Below are 21,510 nucleotides of genomic sequence, written 5' to 3'. Positions count from 1 at the left end.
CGGGAGTTCGGGTCGTTCTGGCCCGGTCACCGTGCGCAGTGGCGTGGGTCACCGTCAAGGAAGGGTCAAGCGGACAGGCTCTGGACCTGGGAATCCCTGCTCAGGGACGTGAAAGTTACCTTGCCGTTAACCATTCCCGGATGCCCTGTGACGTCGTTCACCGGGATCAGGTGTACGGAACGGTTTCGTACCGGAGGTGGTGGGGAGTAGGGTTCCGATACGAAACGGTTCCGTACACCTGCGATCCAGGACTTGCGGAACCGGAGCCTGCGATCTAGGAAGTGGTCATGTCTCCCGCACCGAAGCCCGGCCGCCGCGAAGCGATCTGCGAAGCGGTCTTCGAGCTGCTCGGTGAGGTCGGATACGACCGCATGTCGATGGATGCCGTGGCGGCGCGGGCCCGCGCCAGCAAGGCGACCATCTACCGGGGCTGGCCGACCAAGCCCGACCTGGTGATGGATGCCTTCGAGCACCGGTTCGGCGGCCCGTTCGAGCCGCAGGACACCGGCACGCTGCGCGGCGACCTGATGGCGCTGCTCACCGCGGCCTGCCACGTGGCGAACAGCCCCGACGGCGACGTCATGACCGGTCTGATGACCGCGGCCACCCGCAACCCGGAGCTGGCCGAGACGTTCCGCCGGTGCGTCTACGAGGCGAAGCAGTCCGCGTACGACACCATCGTGCGACGCGCGGTGGAGCGTGGCGAGCTGCCCGAAGGCGCCACCTCGGACCTGCTGCACGAGATCCTGCACGCGATGGTGCTGAACCGGACCATGTGGCACGAGGGGCCGCTCGACGAGTCCTTCGCGACGCGCGTCGTCGACCGGGTGCTGCTGCCTGTCCTGCGTCAGCCCGCCTGACCGTTTTCTCGCACCACCAGGACCCGTCCGTCCACCTGGGCGCGGTCTGGATCAACCATGCCTTGGGAGGCATACGCTCATGTCGAACGACTCGGGGGGAACGGCCACCGCCACGGCGGGGGCCACGGCTGCGGTCGACCCGAAACGCTGGCTCGCGCTGTCGGTGATCGCCGTCGCGCAGCTGATGGTGGTGCTCGACGCCACCGTCGTGAACATCGCCCTGCCCTCGGCGCAGGAGGCGCTGCACATCTCCACCGCCGACCGGCAGTGGATCGTCACCGCGTACACCCTGGCCTTCGGCGGCCTGCTGCTGCTCGGCGGGCGGATCGCCGACTTCTTCGGCCGCCGCCGCACGTTCCTGATCGGCCTGCTCGGCTTCGCCGGCGCCTCGGCGCTCGGTGGCGCCGCGGTCAACGCCGAGACCCTCTACGCCGCCCGCGGCCTGCAGGGCGCGTTCGGCGCGCTGCTCGCCCCGGCCGCCCTGTCGCTGATCACGGTCACGTTCACCGAGGCGAAGGAGCGGGCGAAGGCGTTCGGCGTGTTCGGCGCGATCTCCGGCGGCGGCGCCGCGATCGGGCTCATCTCCGGCGGCCTGCTCACCCAGTACGCCAACTGGCGCTGGACCCTCCTGGTCAACATCCCGATCGCGGTCATCGCCTTCATCGCCGCCCTGCCGGTCGTCCGGGAGAGCAAGGCCACCGGCGACACCCGCTACGACATCCCCGGTGCCGTCCTGGCCACCGTCGGTCAGGTCGCGCTCGTGTACGGCTTCACCAAGGCCGCGACCGACGGCTGGAGCTCCGGCGTGACGATCGGCTGGCTCGTGGCCGCCGGCGTGCTGCTCGCCGCGTTCGTCGTCTGGGAGTCGCGGGTCAAGCACCCGCTGCTGCCGCTGCGCGTCCTGTGGGACCGCAACCGGGGCACGTCGTTCCTGGTCTCGATCCTCGTCGGCGCGGGCATGCTCGGCATGTTCCTGTTCATGACCTTCTACCTGCAGCAGACGATGGGCTACTCGGCCCTCAAGAGCGGCGTCGCCTACCTGCCGTTCTCCGCGGGCATCATCGTCGCGGCCACCCTCGCGGCCCGTTTCCTGCCCCGCGTCGGCCCCCGGGTCATCATGTCGATCGGCGGCGTCCTGGCCACCCTCGCCATGATCTGGCTGACCCGGCTCGACCTGCAGTCGGACTACGTCGTGGACATCCTGCCCGCGTTCATCGCGATGAGCGTCGGCATGGGCCTGGTGTTCGTGCCGCTGAGCAGCGTCGCGCTGACCGGCGTGGCGAACCACGACGCCGGCGTCGCCAGCGCCCTGGTCAACACCACCCAGCAGGTCGGCGGCTCGCTCGGCACGGCCCTGCTCAACACCATCTTCACCACGGCCGTCACCGGCTACCTGACCAGCCACGCGGCGTCGCCGCTCGGCCAGGCGGAGGCGGCGATCCACGGGTACAACGTCGCCTTCACCGCCAGCGCCGTGCTGCTCGGCGTGGCCGCGCTGCTGGTGGTGCTGTTCATCCGCCGCACGCCGGCGGACGCCACCAGCACGTCGGAGCAGGAGCAGGTGCCGGTGCTGGTGCACTGACACCGGGCCGGGATCCCCGCGGCGCACGTGCGTCGCGGGGATCTGCTGTCCGCGCTGCCGTTCCGCTCGTGTACGCCCAGCGCCCCGCCGGACGCCACCGAGGCGTTCAGGCGGGCGGAGCGGCATCGCTTGCGGGCGGCGGTGCGGTGCCTGGCGCGTTCACGCGGGCGCTGCGGTGCCTGGCGCGTTCACGCGGGTGGCGCGCGGCGCCTGGCGCGTTCAGGCGGGTGGTGCGGTGCCTGGCGCGTTCACGCGGGTGGTGCGGTGCTTTCGCGGACGATGAGGTCGGCGGGGACCAGCACCTGGTCCGGGGTGGGCGCGGCGCCGGCCCGGGCCTCGGCGATCGCGCGGGTCAGCGCCGCGGCCGCGGCCCGCCCCTTCGCCAGCACGTCCTGCCGGACCGTGGTCAGCGGCGGCCGCATCCGCGCCGCGAGGGGACTGTCGTCGAACCCGACCACCGACAGGTCCTCGGGGACCCGCAGCCCCAGGTCGTACGCCGCCTGGACGACCCCCTGCGCGATGGCGTCGGAGAAGCACAGCACCGCCGTCGGCCGCGGGTCCTGCGCGAGGATGATCCGGGCACCGTCATAGCCGTCCTCGGGCCGCCCGTGCGCCAGCCGCACCACGGGCGGGGTGATACCCGCCGGCGCCAGGGCGTCCAGCCAGCCGAGGATGCGTTGCTGTGCCACGTACCCGTCGATGACCGCGGCACCCTCGTCCGTCGCGCCGCCGGGGATGACCGCACCGACCGGCAGCAGGCCGTGCGCGCCGCGCACGCCGCTGGTCACCACGGCGATGCGCCGGTGACCGAGGTCGACGAGATGCTGCGCGGCGGCGCGGGCACCGGGCCGGTCGTCGACGTTGACGCTGGGGATGCCGTCGGCCGGCACCTGGTCGATGAACACCAGCGGCAGTCTGCGCCGGATCAGCCAGTCCACGGCCGACGAGCTCGGGTCGCAGGAGTACACCATCGCGCCGTCCATCGCCACGTCCCTCGCGGGGACGACGTCCTCGCGATCCGTGGCGGTGAGCAGGGTCAGGCCCAGCCCCGTCGGGGTGAGCTCCTCCGCGATCGCCCCGAGGAACGTCGTGGCCACCTCGTCGTTGAACGCGTCCCGCAACGACTCCGTCAGCAGCACCCCCACCGCGCCGGTCGTGCCGCGCGCGAGGGCCCGGGCCGCCGGGTCCGGCCCCACGTACCCGAGCTCCGACGCGACGGCCAGGATCTTGTCCCGCAACGTGGGGGAGAGCTGGTCGGGCCGGGAGAAGGCGTTGGAGACGGTCATCCGGCTCACGCCGACCTGGTCGGCGATCGTCTGCAAGGTGACCCTCGCCATCGCACCTCCTCGCCATCGTCGAGCGGGCCCCGTCCCGCGAACTCCGGGAACCCGACGACGATATCGCGCTGCGGCGCCCGGGGCCGCACGCGGCGCCACATGGCGCGGACCGCGGCCGGTGATGCTCTGGCGCCGATGGCGCCGGGCCGGTGGTGCGTCGAGCTTCAACGCGCCCCGTGCGTCCGGCGTCCCGTGCGTCCGGCGGACCTTCAGCGGCGGACCCTTCAGCGGCGGACCTTCAGCGGCGGACCTTCAGCGAGCGGGGCTGCAAGCGGCAGCCGGGGCGACCGCGTCGGCGGCCCGGTGCAGCGACGCGGCGAGGGCCGCGCGGACCTGGCGCACCCTGGGCCGCCGAGCCCGCAGCAGCGGCGCGGCGGGCGGCTCGACCGTCGGCGCGCCGGGCAGCGCACTGCGGACCTCGTGTGCCATCGCGTTCTGAGACTCGATCATCGCGAACGGAAACATGGCCGGACCTCCTCGAACCTGGCGCCTGTCCACGTGGCGCCTATACCGGTACAGTACGACGCGCGACTGTACCGGTCAAGAGGCGGTGGTGGGCGTCACTTGCGGCGCACGGTCGTCCTCCGGTTGGACGACTTGCGCCCCGGCGTCCTCCGAGCGGTCGCCCGCGTCGCAACCGACGTGCGGTGGAACCACCAGGCGGCCACCCCCGCGAGCGCCGCGACGCCCAGCAGGTACCACACCCAGGTGTACGAGGCCTTCGCCGCCGCGGGTGCCGGCACCGGACTCGCCGCCGCCGCCGGCGGCGCGCACACGATCTCCTGCGGCACCCCGTCGGCCGCCACGTGCAGGGCCCCCTGGCACCGCCCGATCGCCGGCGTGCCCATCTCGGCCACGACCGTCCAGTCGCCCTCGCCGAGCGTCCCCGCGTACGTGAGCGCATCCCCGTTGCGTTTCAGCCCGGCCGGCCCTTCCCGCCGCCCGTCCGCGGTCGTCGCGAGCAGCGTGATGCCGACCGCCTCGGTCACCGGGTGCCCGTCCTGCCAGGCCGCGGTCACCCACACCGACCCCCGGCCGTCCCCGTGCAAGGTGAGGATGACCCCGTCGTGCGCGGCGGCCGGCACCGCCGTGCCGAACACCAGCGCCGCCACCACACCGGCCACGAGACCGGCCGCCGTCACGCTCCGCCGCGCCGCCACCGCGACCCGCCGCGCCGCCACCGCGACCCGCCGTGTCGCCACCGCGACCCGCCGTGTCGCCACCGCGACCCGCCGCGTCGTCGCCCGGCCGGCGGTGGTTGCGCCACGGACCCCTGCCGCCGCGCCTCCAGCGGCCCGCGCCCGGCGCAATGCCGTCTTCATGCAGGCCGCGGCCCGGCGCCACGAGGGCACCGGGCCGCGGTCGGTTGCGGGCTGGTTCACGTGCGCTGCGGGATCCAGCTCTGGTACTTGGCGCCGCTCGGCTTCTGCAGGACGAGCAGCCGGCTGCCGAAGTACTCGTTGTTGCCCACGCCGACGACCAGGCCGGTCGCGGTCTGGAGCGACACGCCGAACTCGGTCTTGGTCAGCGTCCACTGCAAGGCCTTCGCACAGTCACCTTGTACCAGGGTCGCACCCACGGTGTCTTTGTCACCCGTGGTGGTGACGCAGGCGTTCGTCGCCTTGGAGCGGACCACGAACCTGCCGTCGGCCACCGGCTCCAGCTTCCACTGCTGGTTCGCGCCGCCGTGCCGCTGGTAGATGATGATGGGCGTACCGGCCGCGCTGCGGGCACCGAAGACGTCCGCGACGCCGCCGGTCAGGCTGTTGCCGAACACCATCCACGCGCCGGCCGTCGGCGCGGGTGCGGCCGCCGTGTGCACCTTGACGGTGGTGGTCCAGGGGGTCAGGGTGCCGTTCTGCGCGAGCGAAACCCCGATCTGGTAATCGGTGTCGGGGCGCATACCGACGATCCGGACGTTGGTCGAGCTGACCTGGCCGATGGACCGTCCGTTGAGGACGACCGCATAGCGGCTGCCGGCCGCGGCCGCGTCCCAGGACAGCCGCACGGAGTTGGCGGTGACGTCACTGACTCGCAGCTCCTTGAGCCCGGTCGGCGGTTTCGTCGGCGTCGGCGACGCGGTCTTCGTGGGCGACGCCGACGGTGTGACCGACTTCGACGGCGTGACCGACTTCGACGGCGAGGGCGACACGGTCTTCGTCGGCGTCGGCGACGCGGTCTTCGTGGGTGACGCCGTCGGCGACGGCGGCGGAGGCGTGGTGCCGCCCGGGCCCGCGATCAGGAACTGGTTGTTGGCCACGTTCCAGTTGTTCGCGAGGTAGCTGCCGGGGCTCGGGTTGGTGTTGTAGTAGTCGTCGTGGTTGCAGTCCATCCGGTTCTCACCGGCCTTGTCGGTGCAACCGGTCCGGACCGACGTCTTCAGACCGCCCGAGTCGTTGTAGCACATGATGTCGTACTCATCGAGGCAGTGCCCGGCCTTGCTGGAGTTCGGCGCGTTGTTGTTCACGGCGCCGAGGTTGTGCCCGAGCTCGTGCGCGGCGACGCTGGCCGCCCAGCAGCCCGAGTCGCTGCGGCCGTAGCCGGGGCCGCCGTTGCTGCGGTTGTTCGAGCCGGGCTGGGTGTCACCGGCGAAGGTGCCGATGCCGCAGTACACCTTCGACTCGCCGAAGATCATGTATTTGCGGTCGGTCCTGTTGTACCCGAGTGCCTTCAGCCCGTTGATGGTCGCGTCGAACGTGTTGAGGCCACCCGCGGGCAGCTCGACCTCGCGGACGTCGACCTTGCAGTCGGCGGTCGTCACGAACCGGACGTGCCGCTCGCCGCCGGTCTCCTTGGCGCTGGTGTTGTAGATCGCGTCGACACCGGCGCTCCAGGTGCGGAAGCTCTCCAGGTACTGGTTGAACCGGCTCGCGGTGTTGGCGTCGCGCACGTACAGCACCTGCACGCGCTTGCCGGACACGCCGTCGCCGTCGCAGGCCACGCCTGACGCGCCGATCGTGTACCCGACGGCGGTGTCGCCGGCGGCCTCCGGTACCAGGGCGAAACCACCCTCGGAGGCGACGGACCCGTCCTCGGCGGTGACGGTCTGTTCCAGCGGGGCGGCCGCCGTGTCCGTCTCGGGAACGACCTGGGTGGGCCCGGCCGCCGTGATCGGATCGACGTTGCCGCGGACGGTCAGACCGACCGGCGGGACGTCAGGGCCGTGGCTGCACTGGCCGCGCTCGGAGACCTGGTACCCGCCGACACACGGGTCACCTTTCTTCGCCGGCGTCAGGCCCTGGTACACCAGGCCGAGCTCAGGGTTGTCGGCCGGGACGCGACTGATCGCGGCCGGCCCTTTCTCGTTGAACAGGCTGTCGATGGCGCCGGGCCCGGCGATCGCCGCACCCGTGCCGAGGACCGCGACCGCAACGGTCACGGCCACGCGGTGCAAGACTCGAGACACGCTCGGTTCCTCCGGAGGGGAAAAGGGCGCGCGGCGGAGACGGGCACAGGGCAGAGGTACCCGTCCCCGCCGCGCGCGGGACGGCCGGCCTTCGAGGGTGGCAAGGCGGGTGAGTGCCGGTCCGTCCACGTGGGAACGGGGTGACCATAGCGAGCCGTCAACGTGTCGTTCCAGCTCAAACGACCCAATTAAGAGACTCATAACCGAGACTTGTGGCGGCCCTACGCCACCTGGCTGTTTTGCCGCGCGAGGCGCGTGCTGCCGCCCCGGTGCCGGACCTCCGGACCGGACACCCCATGCGAACGCTCCGCGTTCACACCTGTACGGTCAGCCGACACCGGCCGCCGGTGTCCTCCGCCGGTGGGAGACCGCCCGGGCCGCACCGCACCGGCGTTGCGGACCCCGGCCGGCTCCGGCCGGGTCACCGGCGAGGTGTGACCCTCAGGAGGCGGCCTTGCCGCGGCGGCGGCGCTCGTTCGGCTCCCGGGACAGCCGGCCGACCAGCCCGAAGCGGCTCTGCGGCGGCTGTTCCTTGGGCGCCGGGTCGGCGTCGGCCATGACGATGACGACGCTCGCGCCGCCGAGGGTGGCGGACGTGCCGATGTTGACGGTGCCGTTGCCCTCGACCGCGACCCGGCGCACGATGTCCAGGCCCAGGCCCGTGGAGCCCTGACCGCTCTCGCCGCGCTGCAGCGCCAGCTCCGGGTCGGGGATGCCGGGGCCGCCGTCCTCCACCCGCAGCACGACGTACCCGTCGTCCCGGCGGGTGACGGCCACCTCGAAGGGGACGCCCTGTGGGGTGTACCTGATGACGTTGCCGATGAGCGCGTCCAGCGCGGCGGCGAGCTCGCTCTTCGCGACGTGCACCGGTGCCGGGCTCTCGGTGCCGATGGCCTTGCAGTCGCGCTCCTGGTCGCCGGCGACGGCGGACCAGAACATCATGCGGTCCCGCACGACCTCGGCGACGTCGCAGCCCTGCTCGCCGGTGGAGGCGGCGGCACCGTCGCTGCGTTCGCCGCGGTCCGGGGTGGGGGAGTGCGCGTCGATCGGCTCGCGCATCGCGCGGATCAGCTTGTCGATCTCGACCTCGAGCGCGGCGATGGCGTCGCGGATGCGGTCGGCGTCCTGGCTGTCGTCGAGCGTCTCCGCGTCGAGCCGCAGGGCGGTCAGCGGGGTGCGCAGCCGGTGCGACAGGTCCGCGACCAGCTCGCGCTCGTTCGTCAGCAGGGCCATGATGCGGTCGGCCATCACGTTGAGCGCGAAGCTCGCCTCGGCCAGCTCGCGCGGGCCCGACGGGTCGAGCCGCACGTCGAGGTACCCCTCGCTGAGCGCACCCGCGGCGCCGGCCAGCTGGCGGGCCGACGCGGTCACCTTCGCGGCGAGCCGGTCGCCGACCCAGACGGAGGCGATGACCAGACCGACGGCGACGGCGGTCAGGGCCCACCAGGCGCCGCTCACCCCGTTGGACAGCTCATCCTCAGGGATGAAGACCTCGACAACCGCCGTGCGGCCCGACCCGACGTCCACCGGCTCCAGGTACGACAACCCGCCCTCGACGGTCGCGGTCACCGGCGCGGCCTGGTCGGCGGCATGGGCGAGGTCCTTGGCGGCGGCGTGCCCCGTGCCGATCTCGAGACCCTCCTCGCCGAGGTTGTGCACCGAGACGCGGCTGACCGCGGGACCGCCGGTGCTGGCGATGGCCCGTTCGATCGCCAGGGGGTCGGTGGTCACCGTGAGGACCGCCACGACCACGGCGGTCTGGCGTTCGGCGTCGGCGAAGGCACGCTCGCGGGCGAGCTGCTGCACGACCAGCCCGAGCGGGATCAGGAACGCCAGGGCCACCATCGTGGTGACCGCGGCGCAGACGTAGGCGAGGGTCCGCCTCAGTCCGGGGCCGCGAACCTGAAGCCCACGCCCCGCACGGTGTGCAGGTATCTGGGAGCCGAGGCGCTCTCGCCAAGTTTCCGGCGTAGCCAGTACAGATGCACGTCGATCGTCTGGTCCTCGCCCACTGAGGGTTGCCGCCATACCTCCTCCAACAGCTCACGGCGTGAGACCACCCGTCCGGGACGGGCGGCGAGGTACGCCAGCAGGTCGAACTCTTTGCGGGTCAGCGTCAGCGGCTCGCCGTGCAAGTGTGCCTGCCGTTGTCCGATGTCGACACGCAAGCCCCCCACCTCGATGGCGGTGGGTTCCTCGCGGCTCGCCCTGCCGGTGCGGCGCAGCACGGAGGTCATCCGGGCGTCGAGGTGGGCGGAGGTGAACGGTTTGATCATGTAGTCGTCGGCGCCGGCCTTGAGCAGCCGGACGATCTCCGCCTCGTCGTCCCGGGCGGTGGCGATGATGATCGGGGTGTCCGCGATGCCGCGCAGCATCCGCAGGGCGTCGGCGCCGTCCAGGTCGGGCAGCCCGAGGTCGAGCACGACCAGGTCCGGCGTCTCGGCGGCGAAACGCCGTAACGCCTCCAGCGCGGTGCCGACCGCGTGCACCGTGTGACCCCGGTCGGTCAGGGAGCGCAGCAGGGCGCCCCGCACGACATGGTCGTCCTCAACCAGCAGCACCGTGGCCATGCGAAGAACATACGTCCTGGCGCAAGTGGCAGTTCTCGCGGTCGATGGACGATTCCGACATGTCCCCTTTTTTCGCTGGCGACCATCATACGTTCGCCGAGACTTCCGTTCGTACGGACACCAACGGCTGGCCGGGTGCCGTACGGCGCGCCGCGGTGACGCGCCGCGCGCCCGCGGCTCACGGCTGGTCGTCGAGCAGCCGCCCGATCACCTGCAACGCCTGTTCCACGTCGGGCTCGCCGTCGGCGATGGCGTCGGCGTAGAGGAAGCTCTCGCCGATGCGTACCAGGACGAACGCCAGCGTGCGCACGTCCATCCTGGGGGTGAAGGCGCCCGCTGCGATCTCCTCCTGCAGGAGGCCCTCCAGGTGCGCCCGGACCCCCGGCTGGACGATGCCGTGCTTCGAGGTGAGGATGCGCAGCGCCGCCTCCGGCTCGGCCGCGAGGAAATGCCGCAGGCTGGGCTGCTCGATGACACCTGCGAGGAAGTTGCCGATCACGGCGACGATCCGGTCGGCACCCCGCCGGCCCTCGGCGGCCTTGACGGCCCGCTGCTGGCTGCGCTGGGTGAGCTGCCACAGCACCTGGCCCAGCAGCTGGTCGCGGCTGCCGACGCGGCGGTACAGGGTGGCACGGCCCATGCCGAGTTCGGCCGCGAGCGAGCGCATGTCGACCCGGCGCCGCTCCAGGAACCGCCGCATGGCCGCGTCGAAGATCTCGTCGTGCGGCATGTCAGGCAGGCTACACGCCTTGAGACAGATCCTGAACTGTCTCGGCGCTGAGGTCGGCGGGGTCGGTGTTCGCGCCGCACAGCACGACCGCGACCCGTCCCCAGCCGCCGGCCCGGTCGAGGAGGCCGGACTGGTCCCGACGGTCGTCTCCGCTGGTTCCGCCGGGCGCGCTCAGGCCGCTGCCGGGCCCGTCGCCGCGGTCGTCGCCGCGGTCGTCGCCGCCGGTCCGCAGCTGTTCGAGGGCGGCGAACGCGGCGGCCGCGCCGAGCTCGACCACGATCCGGTGCTCCGCCCACAGCCTCCTCCGGGCCCGCACCATCGCGTCGTCGTCGACGAGCATGCTCAGCACCCCGTGGCGGGTGACCGTCTCGAAGGCGATCGTCCCGATCCGGCGGGCGCCGAGCGAGTCCGCGGCGAGGCTGTCCACCGCTACGTCCACGGGACGACCCGCGGCGAGGGCCGCGTGCAAGGTCGGTGCGCCGGCCGGCTCGACGGCGACGACCCGCATCCGGTCACCGACGGCCGCCGCGATGCCGCCGACGAGACCGCCGCCGCCCGTGGCGACCAGGACCGTGTCCACGTCGGGCAGCTCCAGGGCGAGGGTGCCCTGGCCGGCGACGATCTCCGGCTGGTCGTAGGCGTGCACGAACAGCGCCCCGGTCTCCGCCACGCGGATCGTCGAGGCGGCGTACGCCTCCGCGTACTCCCGGCCGTGCTGGTGCACGACGGCGCCGAGCTCCCGCAGCCGGCGCACCTTCACCGCCGGCGCGACCCGCGGCACGAACACCTCGGCCGGGATGCCGAGCCGCGCCGCCGCGAACGCCACGGCGAGCCCCGCGTTGCCGCCCGACGCGGCGACCACCCCGGCGGCCGGCAGCTCGCCGGCCTCCCGGGCGGCGAGGATCCGGTTGAACGCCCCGCGGGCCTTGAACGAGCCGCTGTGCTGCAGCAGCTCCAGCTTGAACCACAGTCCGGGCGCCACCTCGACCGACGGGGTGCGCCGCACGTACCCGTCGATCCTGCGGGCGGCCGCCTCGACGTCACGCCTGTCGACCATGCGCCCACCCTACGTCCCACCGGGCGGCGACCCGGCCGCAAACGGCGTGCGGGCGGCGCGGGCCGATGTCGTCCCCTGGTACTAGACGCCGCCGCGGCCCTCACCGGCGGCGAACCTGGCGGCGCCGCCCGCCGCGCCGGCCCGCAGGGACGCCACGCCGAAGCCGTGCTCGACCGCGAGCGCGTCGGGCAACGGGCGGCCGAGGGACTCGTACACCGACAGGCGGTCGTTGCGCAGGCAGGCCTGCGGCAGCGCGGCGAGCGTGGCGGCGAGCGCCTCCGCCGCCGGCCGGGACCCGCCCGGCGGCACGACCCGGTCGGCGAGGCCGATGCGGTGCGCCTCCGCCGCGTCGACCGGGCGGCCGGTCAGGATCAGGTCGAGGGCCCGGCCGACCCCGATCAGCTGCGGCAGCCGGACCGTGCCGCCGTCGATCAGCGGCACGCCCCAGCGCCGGCAGTACACCCCGAACGTCGCGGTCTCCTCCACGACCCGCAGGTCGCACCAGATCGCCAGCTCCAGGCCGCCCGCGACGGCGTGCCCGGCGACCGCGGCGATCACGGGCTTGCCCAGCCGCATCCGGGTCGGGCCGAGCGGCCCGTCGCCGTCCGCCTCGACGCGGTTGCCGTCGCCGGCCGCGACCGCCTTCAGGTCGGCGCCGGAGCAGAACGTGCCGCCCGCGCCCCACAGCACCGCGACCGCCGCCGAATCGTCCGCGTCGAACTGCCGGAACGCGGCCGCGAGCCGTTCCGCGGTGTCCCGGTCCACGGCGTTGCGGGTCTCCGGCCGGTCCAGCACGACCGTCCACACCGGACCGGACCGCTCGATGCGCACACTCATGCCAGCCAGTGTCGGCCACACGGACGACGGCCGCGCCCGAACCCCCACCTGGGGTAGGACGCGGCCGTGGCAGTGCGTGCGACGCCGAACGCCGATCCGCTCAGCGGCGGCGGCTGCGGCGGTAGCTGCCGTACCGGGTGTGCCAGGTGCCCGCACCGGCCAGGTGCAGGGCGACGCACAGGAACCCGGCCAGGCTCAGGGTCCCCACGTCGAGCACCGGCCCGGCGTCGGCACCGAACAGGTCCATCAGCAGCGCGACAGCGAACAGGATCGCGGCGATCACAGCGAACACAACGGCCTCCTTCGTAGTGACCGCTGAGTACCCAACCGCCCCGAAACCTAATCGACGCCGTCGATGCCGAGCAGGTCCGCCAGGGCGACCCGGCCGTCCGGGGTGACCCGCACCGCCCGCCCGGAACCGATGCGCGCGACCCAGCCGCGGGCCAGGAACCGCTCGCACAGCCGCGCCCCGGCGACCCCGGCCAGGTGCGGCCGCCGCTCCGTCCAGTCCAGGCAGCCCCGCGCCACGGGCCGCTTCCCGCCGTCCAGGTCCAACCCGAGCGCGGCCATCCACGCCAGGCCGGCCTCCGTCAACGCGAACCCGCCCGTCTGGTCCAGCAACCCACGTGCAGTCAACGCGTCCGTCACGGCTACCCCGAGCCGCCCGGCGAGGTGGTCGTAGCAGGTCCGCCCCCGGGCGAGGGCCGCCGACGCCGTCGCCGCCCGCAGCCCGGCCGGCCGGGACACCTGCGGCGCCAGCCGCGCCGACATGTCCTCCAGCAGGGCGGCGACCGAGGCGTCGGCGAGGCGGACGTACCGGTGCCGCCCCTGCCGCTCCTCGACCAGCAACCCGCCGGCCGTCAGCCGGTGCAGGTGCTCCGTCGCCGTGGACCGCGCGACACCGGCGTGCCGGGCCAGCTCGCCGGCGGTCCACGCGCGCCCGTCGAGCAGCGCCAGGCACATCGCGGCCCGCGTCTCGTCGGCCAGCAGCGCGGCGAGCTTCGCGAGCGAGGACGGTGCGGTCACAGGTCCATTGTCCGCTCCGTCAGTTCGTCATGTACCGAACGGTCCCGGCCGTACGGTCCAGCCATGCAGACGATCGACGATCCCGGCGACGCCCTCGCCGTGCTCCACGACCCCGGTTTCGTGGTCCCGCCGGTGCCCGCCGCCGCACACGGCGTCGCCTGGCTGCGCGCGAGCGTCGGCCGGTTCAGCGACGGTGCGGCGCACACCCGGCGCCGCGGGCTCAGCGAGTCAATCCTGTCCACAGTGGACCCCGAGGCGCTCCGCGCGGCGGCCGCCTCATCCCCGCACGCCCACCCCGTGCAACTCCTGTGCACCGCCCTCGGCCTCGACTCCTCCCCAAGGACGACCGACGCGGTCCGCGTGGTGGCCGCCGCGTACCAGCCCGGCACCGGCGACGAGCCCGCCGCCGACACCGCCGTGGAGATCCTGGTCGCCGCGTGCGGCGGCACCGCCGACGAGACCACCGCCGCGCGGATCGGGCTGCTGGTGCAGGCCTGCGACGCGACCGCCACCCTGATCGCCCGCGCCGCCGGCCTCCTCGCGGCGGCGCCCGCGGCGACCGGACCCGGGGACCCGGCTGCCGCGCAGGACGTCGACCGGGTGACCGGAGCCGGGGAGCTGGTCGCCGCGGAGGACGTCGACCGGGTGACCGGAGCCGGGGAGCTGGTCGCCGCGGAGGACGTCGACCGGGTGACCGGAGCCGGGGAGCTGGTCGCCGCGCAGGACGTCGACCGGGCGCTGCGCCGGGTGCTGCGCGACGCGCCACCGGTCGCCGCCACGAAGCGGATGGCCACCCGCCCGGCCGACGTCGGCGGCGCACAGGTCGCGCCGGGCGAGGTCGTACGGGTCGGCCTGCACGGCATCCCGTTCGGCGCCGGCCCGCGCGGCTGTCCGGGTCGCGCCCACGCGCTGGCCCTGGCCGAGGGGGCGCTCAGCGCGCACCTGGGCGGCGGGCCCGCACGCGACGGAGCCGCCGCGGGCGTGTCGGCTAGGGGCGAGTTCCCCGGTGGCGGCGAATCGGCGCGTGCACCGGGCACAGACCCGATCCCGAATGATGGGACCGCGGAACCCGCCCGGCCCGGTGGCGGGCTCGGCACCGCCGGTGCGGTCCCCGCCGGGACGATCGCCGCCGTCGCCTCGCCGGTCGTCGGGTCGCCGGTGGTCGGTTCGCCGGTGGTCGGTTCGCCGGTCGTCGCGGGTGAAGCGCGATGAGCGACTTCCGGTCACTGCACCGCGCCGGGGAGCCGCTCGTCCTTCCCAACGCCTGGGATGTCGCGTCCGCCCGGATGCTGGCGGCGGCCGGGTTTCCGGCCATCGGGACGACGAGCCTCGGTGTCGCCGCCGCGAACGGGTTGCCGGACGGGCAGGACGCCACCGGTGAGGAGTCGCTGCGGCTGGTCCGCAGGATCGCCGGGCTGCCCTGTCACGTGAGCGTCGACATCGAACGCGGGTCCGTGCGGGAGGCGGTCGCGGTCGCCGCGGCCGGGGCGGCGGGGATCAACGTCGAGGACGCGATGGGGCCGGTCGAGCGGCAGGTGCGCCTGATCCGCGCGGTGAAGCGGGAGGTGCCCGGGCTGTTCGTCAACGCCCGGACCGACACGCACTGGCAGCGGGGCGGTGAGCTGAGGGAGGCGTTGCGGCGGGTGCGGGCGTACGTGGACGCCGGGGCCGACGGGGTCTTCGTGCCGGGGCTGCGGGCGCCGGCGGACATCGCGGCCGTCGTCCGTGCGGTGGATGTGCCGGTCAACGTGCTGCACGAGCCTTGCGGACCGACGGTCGCCGAGTTGGCCGAGCTGGGGGTGCGGCGGGTGAGCACCGGCTCGCTGCTGTTCCGGGTGGCGCTCGCCGCGGCCGTGAGGGCGGCCCGGGCCGTCCGCGACGGCGCGCCGGTCGACGGGGAGGGCCTGCCGACGTACGCGGAGATCGCCACCGGCGCGTGACAAAATGCCCCACCGACCGGGAATGAGTCAGGTCAGGGGAGCCGACGACTCCCGGTGCACCAGCGTCGCCGCCGCCGGCTCCACCCGCGGGGTCCGCGCCCGGTCCTCCAGCGCCATCGTCATCGCCCGCGCGCCCATCTCCGTCAGCGGCAGCCGGACCGTCGTCAGGGCCGGCGTCACGTCCCGCGCGATCGGCATGTCGTCGAAGCCGACCACGCTCACCTGCTGCGGCACCGCGATGCCCCGCTCGCGCAGCACGCTGAGCGTGCCGACCGCCATCGAGTCGTTGAGGGCCACGATGGCCGTCAGGTCGGGGGAGTCGTCCAGCAGCCGGCGGGTCGCGTCGGCGCCGCTGTCGCGGTCGAAGTCGGCGAAGACGACGCGCCGCGGGGGCAGGGTGCGGCCGTACTGGCGGGCGGCGCGGCGCAGGCCGGCGAGCCGGTCAGTGGTGGTGGTCAGGACCTTCGGGCCGGCGATGACGCCGACCTTGCGGTGGCCGCCGCCGAAGACCTCGACGCCGGCGAGGTGGCCGCCGTCGGCGTTGGCCGGCATGACCGCGTCGCCGGGCAGCTCGTGCCGGCCGATGACGCTGACCCTGCCGCCGGTGCGGGTGTAGGCGGCCAGCTTGCCCGTCAGCGCCTTCGTGAACGCGGGGTCGTGGTAGCCGGAGCCGGCCAGGATGATGGCCGCGACCTGCTGGGCCCGCAGCAGCTCCACGTACTCCAGCTCGCGGGCCGGGTCGCGGTAGCTGTTGCAGATGATGACGAGCCGGCCCGCCGCGGTGGCGACCTGTTGCAGGCCGCGGGTGATCTCGGCGAAGTACGGGTCGGAAACGTCGTGCACGATGACGCCGACGGCGGTGCGCTGGGCCCGGGCGAGGAACTGCGCGTGCGCGTTGGGCACGTACTGCAGCTCGTCGACCGCGCGCAGCACCCGCTCGCGCAGCTCGTCGGTGACGAGTTTCGTGCTGCCGCTGATGATCCGCGAGGCGGTCGCGGGCGACACCCCGGCACGGCGGGCCACGTCGGCGAGCGTCGCCATCGTCCGCCTCCTTCCATTGACTCGTTCGCAGCATACGGGTTAGCGTCGACATGACCAGAGGAAAGCGTTTTCCTGGCGTGAAAGAGGCGGTGACGGCAGTGGCGCGGGACCAGATGCCCGGAGCGGTCGGGATCTCCCGGTTGTCCGTCTATGACTCGCTCGCTCCGGACGGGCTGTTCGGCGGGACCCCGCACATGCACCTCACCTGCTCGGAGGGGTACGTGGTGACCGCCGGCGAGGGGCACGTCCAGACGCTGTCCGGGGAGGGGTACCGGGAGACGCCCCTGCGCACCGGCACCGTCGCCTGGTTCCCGCCCGGCACGATCCACCGCCTCGTCAACGAGGGCGGCCTGCAGATCGTGGTGGTGATGCAGAACAGCGGCCTGCCGGAGGCGGGCGACGCGGTGCTGACGTTCCCGCCCGACGTGCTGGCCGACCCCGCCGCGTACGCCGAGGCCGCGACGCTGCCCGAGGGTGGGGCGCCCGGCACCGACCTGGGCGCCGCGTTCCGCCGCCGGGACCTGGCCGTCACCGGGTTCCTGGCGCTGCGCGAGAGCGGCCCCGACGGCCTCGCCGCGTTCCAGGCCGCCGCGGCCAGGCTGGTCGCCCCCAAACTGCCCGGCTGGCGTGAGCGGTGGGAGCGCGGCGCGCTCCGCGTCGCGCTGGAGACGGGCCGGCAGATCGACGCGCTCGCCGCCGGCGACGCGAGTCATCTCGGCGCCGGCGGCATCAACGTGCTGCCCGCGCCGAGCGAACACGGCAGGCACGGCATGTGCGGCCTGCTCGACACCTACCACGCCACCGCCGCGTGAGGAGCCTGAGGAGTCCCGTTGTCCCGCATCCCGATCGGTATCGTGCTGAACGGCGTCACCGGCCGCATGGGGTACCGCCAGCATCTGGTCCGCTCCCTGCTCGCGATCCGCGAGCAGGGCGGCCTGCCGTCGCGTGACGGCTCGCTGATCTGGCCGGAGCCCGTCCTCGTCGGCCGCAACGCCGACAAGCTCGCGCAGCTGGCGCAGCGGCACGGGCTGACCGAGTGGACGACCGACCTCGACGCCGCGCTCGCCCGCTCCGACGTGCAGATCTACTTCGACGCGCAGGTGACCCAGCAGCGGGAGAAGGCGATCCGCGCCGCCATCGACGCAGGCTTGCACGTCTACACCGAGAAGCCCCTCGCCGAGGACACCGACGCCGCGGTCGCACTGTGCCGCGCCGCGCGGACCGCCGGCATCAAGCACGGCGTCGTGCAGGACAAGCTGTTCCTGCCGGGGCTGCGCAAGCTCAAGCGCCTCGTCGACGGCGGCTTCTTCGGCCGGATCCTGTCGGTGCGCGGCGAGTTCGGCTACTGGGTGTTCGAGGGCGACTGGCAGGCCGCGCAGCGCCCGTCGTGGAACTACCGGTCCGCCGACGGCGGCGGCATCGTCGTGGACATGTTCCCGCACTGGCAGTACGTGCTGGAGCAGCTGTTCGCCCCGATCCGCTCCGTGCAGGCGACCATCGCGACCCACATCCCGTCCCGCGTGGACGAGGCCGGCCAGGCGTACGAGGCGACCGCCGACGACGCGGCGTACGGCACGTTCGAGCTGGAGGGCGGCATCGTCGCGCAGATCAACTCCTCCTGGGCGGTGCGGGTCCGCCGCGACGAGCTGGTCGAGTTCCAGGTCGACGGCACCCACGGCAGCGCCGTCGCCGGCCTGCGCGAGTGCCACGTCCAGCACCGCGGCACCACCCCGAAGCCGGTGTGGAACCCGGACCTGCCGGTCACCGAGCCGTTCCGCGCGCAGTGGCAGGCGGTGCCGGACAACGAGCCGTTCGACAACGGCTTCAAGGTGCAGTGGGAGCTGTTCCTGCGGCACGTCGTGGACGGCGCCGACTTCCCGTGGGACTTCGCCGCCGGCGCCCGGGGAGTCCAGCTCGCCGAGCTCGGCCTGCAGGCCGCCCGCGAGGGCCGGCGCATCGAGATCCCGGCGCTGGACCTGTGAGCGCCGACCCGAGGCTCGAGCGGTTCTCGCTGAACCAGGCCACGACGAAGCGCTGGCCCGTCGACGAGACGGTCGACGGCTGCGTCAAGCAGGGCGTCACCCAGCTCGGGCTGTGGCGCGACCAGGTGGGCACGTTCGGCCTCGAACGGACCGCCGCCCTGGTGCGATCGGCCGGGCTCACCGTCACGACCCTGTGCCGGGGCGGGTTCTTCACCACGCCCGGCTGGTTCGACGACAACCGCCGCGCCATCGACGAGGCGGCGGCCCTCCAGGCGCCGGTGCTCGTCCTGGTCAGCGGCGGGCTCCCCGACGGCAGCCGGGACCTGGACGCGGCGCGCCGCACCGTGGGCGACGCGATCGGCGAGCTCGTCCCGCACGCCGAGGCCGCCGGTGTACGCCTGGCGATCGAGCCCCTGCACCCGATGTTCGCCTCGGACCGGTGCGTCGTGTCGACGCTGTCCAACGCGCTGGACCTGGCGGCGCCGTATCCGCCGTCGGCGGTGGGAGTGGCCGTGGACACGTACCACCTCTGGTGGGACGACCAGATCTGGAAGCAGCTCGCACGGGCCGGCGCCGAGGGTCGCATCGCCTGCTTCCAGGTGGCCGACTGGATCACCCCGCTGCCGGAGGGCGTGCTGCTCGGCCGGGGGCTGCCGGGCACCGGCTGCGTCGAGCTGCGGCGCTTCCGCGAGGCGGTCGACGCGACCGGGTACACGGGCCCGATCGAGGTCGAGGTGTTCCACGAGGCGGTCTGGTCCCGCCCCGGCGCGGACGTGCTGGCCGAGTCGATCGAGGGCTACCTGACGCACGTGCTCTGAGCCGCGGCACCGGCGCACGGGTCGGGTGCCGCGGAGCTGACGGCGGCACCCCGTTGCGAGGTGCCGCCGTCGACGCGTCAGGGGACCTGGTTGCCGCCGCCACCCGGATCGACGGTGTCGGTCGGCGGCGGCGGTGTCGTCGTCGGCGGCGCCGTGGTGGGCTCGACGCTCGGCGTCGTGGCCGGCGGCGTCGTCGGCGCGGACGTCGTGGGGACCGCGGTCGAGGTGACCGACGCGACCCCGGAGACCGTGGGGAACACCTGCGGGCCGTTGGTCGGGTTGCCCGCGCTGGTCGTCGAGCCCGGGTTGGGCCGCTGGATGCCGGTCACGCCCGGGTTGGGCGCGGGCGAGAGGTTGTTGCCGACCTCGTCGCCGCTGGTGCTGCCGCGGTGGGTGCCGGGGTCGGACCTGCCGCCCATCATGTCCGACGTGGTCTCGGCGGCGGCGAAGACCAGCGCCAGGGCCATCGGCACGGCGATCGCCATCGAGGTCACCCGGCGGCGCGACATCTGGGTCGAGCCGCGCAGCCAGCGGCGCTGTGCCGGCAGCGGCGCCGCGTCGAGGTCGTCGATGGCCAGGCCGAGCAGCAGCTGCCGGGCGTCGGGCCGGTCCAGGGGGTCGCGGCTCAGCGCGGCGGCGACCAGCTCGCGGACCGGGTCGGGGATGCCGTTGAGGTCGGGCTCGCCCTCGAGGATCTTCCAGGCGCGGGCCGCGGCCTCCTCGCCGCCGTACGGGTGGCGGCCGGTGGCCGCGAACGCGACCAGGCAGCCCCACCCGAAGATGTCCATGGCGGCCGTGGGCTCCTCGGCGCGCAGCTGCTCCGGCGAGGCCCAGCCGAGGCTGCCGACGATGTTGCCGGTGCCGGTGATGTCGCTCGCGGCGTCCATCGCGCGGGCGATGCCGAAGTCGATGATCCGGACGCCACCGAGGGTGACCATGAGGTTGCTCGGCTTGAGGTCGCGGTGGACCAGCCCGACGTTGTGGATCGCGGCGAGCGCGGCCGCGACGCCCAGCGCGACGCTGTGCAGCATCGCCGGGTCGAGCGGGCCGTCGTCGGCGACGAGCCGGGACAGCGGGATGCCCTCGAGATACTCGGTGACCAGGTAGGGCCGCTCCTCGTGCATCCCGGAGTCGAGCACGCGGGCGGTGCAGAACCCGGGGACCCGCTGCGCGGCCCGGACCTCACCGGCGAAGCGCACCCGGAACCGCGGGTCGCGGGCGAGGTGCGCGTGGACCAGCTTCACGGCCACGCGGGAGCCGTCGGGGGACTGGGCCAGGTAGACGGTGCCCATGCCGCCGACGCCGAGCTGCCCGATCAGCCGGTAGTCGTCGATGCGGATCGGGTCGTTGTTGGTGAGGTCCCCGACGGCGGCGCGACGTGACGGCGCGGCCGAGCGCAGCGGCAGGTCCGGCGTGCCGGACTCACCGGCGCCGTCGTGCGTGCCTGCCTCGGTCATCGGGGTCCTTCCAGCCACTTGGCACAGGTCCTATGCAGTCTGATCTGTTCACCGCGAGATGAAAAGACCACCCTGGATGCAACCCTCGTGCCCGTTCGGGCACATTTGCACCGGCCGGCATCCGCGCATGGTGCCCCGACACTAGTCGAGACGCGCGCGGACGTCCGCGCCGGAGGTCACACCTGTTGACCTGCTCCGTCCAACGACTGACAGCTGGACGGATGACGCCACCGCCGTCACCTCAGCGTGGTCGCTCCAGGTGAGCGATCATTCCACGCAGTGCAGTCGTGACGACGGCGAGCTGGGCCGGTTCGAGGTAGGAAAGGGCGAACACCTCCGCGCTCTGTGACTCCGGCAGCAGCTCACGGATGAGCCGCTGGCCCTTGCGGGTGAGTTGCAGCACGACCAGCCGGCCGTCGTCGGGGTGCGGGCCGCGCCGCACCAGCCCCCGGCCCGACAGCGTGTCGACGACGCCGGTGAGCGTCGCCTTGGAGATGCCCGCCTGCTCGGCGACGTGCCGGGTCTCCATCCTGCGGGCCCCCCACACCGTGCGCAGCACCACGAAGCCGGTCCACGTCAGCTGCCGCGGACGCAGCACCACCTGCTCGACGTGCTGCCGCACGGCGTTGGCCGCCCGGTGCAGGTGCAGCACGGTCTCCGTCGCCGTCGAATGCGCGGCGACGTCCTGCGTAGCGGTCACCGCGTGCCACGCAGACGCTCATGCAGTGACACGACACCTCGCATACCCATGTGGCGGCCCCCCTCCGGTCCCCATAGAGCGCACAGAATATCGAAAAGGTAGCGCTTCCGTTGCCCCACCATCACCGACAGCAATTCTTCGAACGCATTACGTAGACCGACTTCGGG

Annotated in this window: 21 protein-coding genes; 7 read left to right on the top strand and 14 right to left on the bottom strand. The window is 73.6% G+C overall.

The window, feature by feature from the left end; genetic code table 11:
• Nucleotides 1–287: 287 nt before the first annotated feature.
• Both OP18_RS34940 and OP18_RS34935 read left to right on the top strand, forming a co-directional pair.
• Nucleotides 288–860 (top strand): TetR/AcrR family transcriptional regulator, encoded by a 573-nt coding sequence (locus OP18_RS34940; protein WP_033363430.1) that lies wholly within the window; start codon nt 288–290, stop codon nt 858–860.
• A 79-nt stretch (nt 861–939) separates the two neighbouring features.
• Nucleotides 940–2,442, top strand: coding sequence for an MFS transporter (locus OP18_RS34935; protein ID WP_052387782.1), 1,503 nt, complete (start codon nt 940–942; stop codon nt 2,440–2,442).
• Between the two features lie 248 nt (nt 2,443–2,690).
• On the opposite strand, the gene OP18_RS34930 is transcribed toward OP18_RS34935, so the two are convergent.
• The 11 genes from OP18_RS34930 to OP18_RS34880 all read right to left on the bottom strand — a co-directional run bounded on the left by OP18_RS34930 (nt 2,691) and on the right by OP18_RS34880 (nt 13,405).
• Nucleotides 2,691–3,779: a LacI family DNA-binding transcriptional regulator gene (locus OP18_RS34930; protein ID WP_033363398.1), complete on the bottom strand. Its 1,089-nt coding sequence runs from the start codon at nt 3,777–3,779 to the stop codon at nt 2,691–2,693.
• A 252-nt stretch (nt 3,780–4,031) separates the two neighbouring features.
• Nucleotides 4,032–4,229 carry a hypothetical protein gene (locus OP18_RS34925; protein ID WP_156090014.1) on the bottom strand — a complete coding sequence of 66 codons (198 nt, stop codon included), beginning with the start codon at nt 4,227–4,229 and terminating at the stop codon, nt 4,032–4,034.
• Between the two features lie 110 nt (nt 4,230–4,339).
• Complete coding sequence (locus OP18_RS53510) at nt 4,340–4,981, bottom strand: hypothetical protein (protein ID WP_156090013.1); 642 nt, start codon at nt 4,979–4,981, stop codon at nt 4,340–4,342.
• A gap of 176 nt (nt 4,982–5,157) precedes the next feature.
• Nucleotides 5,158–7,158 (bottom strand): RICIN domain-containing protein, encoded by a 2,001-nt coding sequence (locus tag OP18_RS34915; protein ID WP_033363427.1) that lies wholly within the window; start codon nt 7,156–7,158, stop codon nt 5,158–5,160.
• A gap of 468 nt (nt 7,159–7,626) precedes the next feature.
• Complete coding sequence (locus OP18_RS34910; protein WP_063745673.1) at nt 7,627–9,030, bottom strand: HAMP domain-containing sensor histidine kinase; 1,404 nt, start codon at nt 9,028–9,030, stop codon at nt 7,627–7,629.
• A gap of 38 nt (nt 9,031–9,068) precedes the next feature.
• Entirely contained in the window at nt 9,069–9,755 is a 687-nt protein-coding gene (locus OP18_RS34905) for a response regulator transcription factor (RefSeq protein WP_033363396.1), read from the bottom strand.
• 178 nt (nt 9,756–9,933) lie between these two features.
• Nucleotides 9,934–10,485: a QsdR family transcriptional regulator gene (locus tag OP18_RS34900; protein WP_033363395.1), complete on the bottom strand. Its 552-nt coding sequence runs from the start codon at nt 10,483–10,485 to the stop codon at nt 9,934–9,936.
• Nucleotides 10,486–10,495: 10 nt separating this feature from the next.
• The gene (locus tag OP18_RS34895; protein WP_052387779.1) at nt 10,496–11,542 is read right to left on the bottom strand and encodes a serine/threonine dehydratase; all 1,047 of its coding nucleotides are present in this window, start codon (nt 11,540–11,542) and stop codon (nt 10,496–10,498) included.
• Between the two features lie 81 nt (nt 11,543–11,623).
• Nucleotides 11,624–12,379, bottom strand: a complete 756-nt coding sequence (locus tag OP18_RS34890; RefSeq protein ID WP_033363394.1) for a crotonase/enoyl-CoA hydratase family protein — start codon at nt 12,377–12,379, stop codon at nt 11,624–11,626.
• 100 nt (nt 12,380–12,479) lie between these two features.
• Complete coding sequence (locus tag OP18_RS34885; protein ID WP_033363393.1) at nt 12,480–12,671, bottom strand: hypothetical protein; 192 nt, start codon at nt 12,669–12,671, stop codon at nt 12,480–12,482.
• A gap of 47 nt (nt 12,672–12,718) precedes the next feature.
• Complete coding sequence (locus OP18_RS34880; protein ID WP_033363392.1) at nt 12,719–13,405, bottom strand: ArsR/SmtB family transcription factor; 687 nt, start codon at nt 13,403–13,405, stop codon at nt 12,719–12,721.
• A gap of 63 nt (nt 13,406–13,468) precedes the next feature.
• On the opposite strand from OP18_RS34880, the gene OP18_RS53505 reads away from it, so the two are divergent.
• On the top strand, nt 13,469–14,617 hold the full coding sequence (locus OP18_RS53505) for a hypothetical protein (RefSeq protein WP_052387778.1): 1,149 nt from the start codon (nt 13,469–13,471) through the stop codon (nt 14,615–14,617).
• A complete protein-coding gene (locus OP18_RS34870) occupies nt 14,614–15,345 on the top strand; it encodes an isocitrate lyase/PEP mutase family protein (protein WP_033363391.1) in 732 nt (243 codons plus the stop codon). The genes OP18_RS53505 and OP18_RS34870 overlap by 4 nt, the downstream gene beginning before the upstream one ends.
• 27 nt (nt 15,346–15,372) lie before the next feature.
• Here OP18_RS34870 and OP18_RS34865 read toward each other — a convergent pair whose 3' ends face one another.
• The gene (locus OP18_RS34865; protein WP_033363390.1) at nt 15,373–16,386 is read right to left on the bottom strand and encodes a LacI family DNA-binding transcriptional regulator; all 1,014 of its coding nucleotides are present in this window, start codon (nt 16,384–16,386) and stop codon (nt 15,373–15,375) included.
• An 89-nt stretch (nt 16,387–16,475) separates the two neighbouring features.
• On the opposite strand from OP18_RS34865, the gene OP18_RS34860 reads away from it, so the two are divergent.
• From OP18_RS34860 to OP18_RS34850, 3 genes are read left to right on the top strand one after another with little or no spacing between them, the layout of a single operon-like run.
• The gene (locus OP18_RS34860) at nt 16,476–17,198 is read left to right on the top strand and encodes a cupin domain-containing protein (protein ID WP_245635629.1); all 723 of its coding nucleotides are present in this window, start codon (nt 16,476–16,478) and stop codon (nt 17,196–17,198) included.
• Nucleotides 17,199–17,216: 18 nt separating this feature from the next.
• Nucleotides 17,217–18,368, top strand: a complete 1,152-nt coding sequence (locus OP18_RS34855; protein ID WP_033363389.1) for a Gfo/Idh/MocA family protein — start codon at nt 17,217–17,219, stop codon at nt 18,366–18,368.
• On the top strand, nt 18,365–19,186 hold the full coding sequence (locus OP18_RS34850; RefSeq protein ID WP_033363388.1) for a sugar phosphate isomerase/epimerase family protein: 822 nt from the start codon (nt 18,365–18,367) through the stop codon (nt 19,184–19,186). Before OP18_RS34855 ends, OP18_RS34850 begins: the two co-directional genes overlap by 4 nt.
• A gap of 77 nt (nt 19,187–19,263) precedes the next feature.
• Here OP18_RS34850 and OP18_RS53500 read toward each other — a convergent pair whose 3' ends face one another.
• On the bottom strand, nt 19,264–20,643 hold the full coding sequence (locus OP18_RS53500; RefSeq protein WP_052387777.1) for a serine/threonine-protein kinase: 1,380 nt from the start codon (nt 20,641–20,643) through the stop codon (nt 19,264–19,266).
• A gap of 241 nt (nt 20,644–20,884) precedes the next feature.
• Nucleotides 20,885–21,343, bottom strand: a complete 459-nt coding sequence (locus OP18_RS34840; protein WP_052387776.1) for a MarR family winged helix-turn-helix transcriptional regulator — start codon at nt 21,341–21,343, stop codon at nt 20,885–20,887.
• Nucleotides 21,344–21,510: the final 167 nt, after the last annotated feature.

This window comes from Dactylosporangium aurantiacum (assembly GCF_000716715.1).
Taxonomy (GTDB): Bacteria; Actinomycetota; Actinomycetes; order Mycobacteriales; family Micromonosporaceae; genus Dactylosporangium; species Dactylosporangium aurantiacum.
The sequence above is the reverse complement of the archived record's forward strand: the minus strand, read 5'-3'. Positions and strand labels throughout refer to the sequence as shown.

Bases quoted from the DNA above. Each gene is read 5' to 3' on its own strand.
- OP18_RS34940 (WP_033363430.1), top strand. From the start codon at position 288: ATGTCTCCCGCACCGAAGCCCGGCCGCCGCGAAGCGATCTGCGAAGCG.
- OP18_RS34905 (WP_033363396.1), bottom strand. From the start codon at position 9,755: ATGGCCACGGTGCTGCTGGTTGAGGACGACCATGTCGTGCGGGGCGCC.
- OP18_RS34925 (WP_156090014.1), bottom strand. From the start codon at position 4,229: ATGATCGAGTCTCAGAACGCGATGGCACACGAGGTCCGCAGTGCGCTG.
- OP18_RS34910 (WP_063745673.1), bottom strand. From the start codon at position 9,030: ATGGTGGCCCTGGCGTTCCTGATCCCGCTCGGGCTGGTCGTGCAGCAG.
- OP18_RS53505 (WP_052387778.1), top strand. From the start codon at position 13,469: ATGCAGACGATCGACGATCCCGGCGACGCCCTCGCCGTGCTCCACGAC.
- OP18_RS34895 (WP_052387779.1), bottom strand. From the start codon at position 11,542: ATGGTCGACAGGCGTGACGTCGAGGCGGCCGCCCGCAGGATCGACGGG.
- OP18_RS34865 (WP_033363390.1), bottom strand. From the start codon at position 16,386: ATGGCGACGCTCGCCGACGTGGCCCGCCGTGCCGGGGTGTCGCCCGCG.
- OP18_RS34870 (WP_033363391.1), top strand. From the start codon at position 14,614: ATGAGCGACTTCCGGTCACTGCACCGCGCCGGGGAGCCGCTCGTCCTT.
- OP18_RS34935 (WP_052387782.1), top strand. From the start codon at position 940: ATGTCGAACGACTCGGGGGGAACGGCCACCGCCACGGCGGGGGCCACG.
- OP18_RS34900 (WP_033363395.1), bottom strand. From the start codon at position 10,485: ATGCCGCACGACGAGATCTTCGACGCGGCCATGCGGCGGTTCCTGGAG.
- OP18_RS34890 (WP_033363394.1), bottom strand. From the start codon at position 12,379: ATGAGTGTGCGCATCGAGCGGTCCGGTCCGGTGTGGACGGTCGTGCTG.
- OP18_RS53500 (WP_052387777.1), bottom strand. From the start codon at position 20,643: ATGACCGAGGCAGGCACGCACGACGGCGCCGGTGAGTCCGGCACGCCG.
- OP18_RS34930 (WP_033363398.1), bottom strand. From the start codon at position 3,779: ATGGCGAGGGTCACCTTGCAGACGATCGCCGACCAGGTCGGCGTGAGC.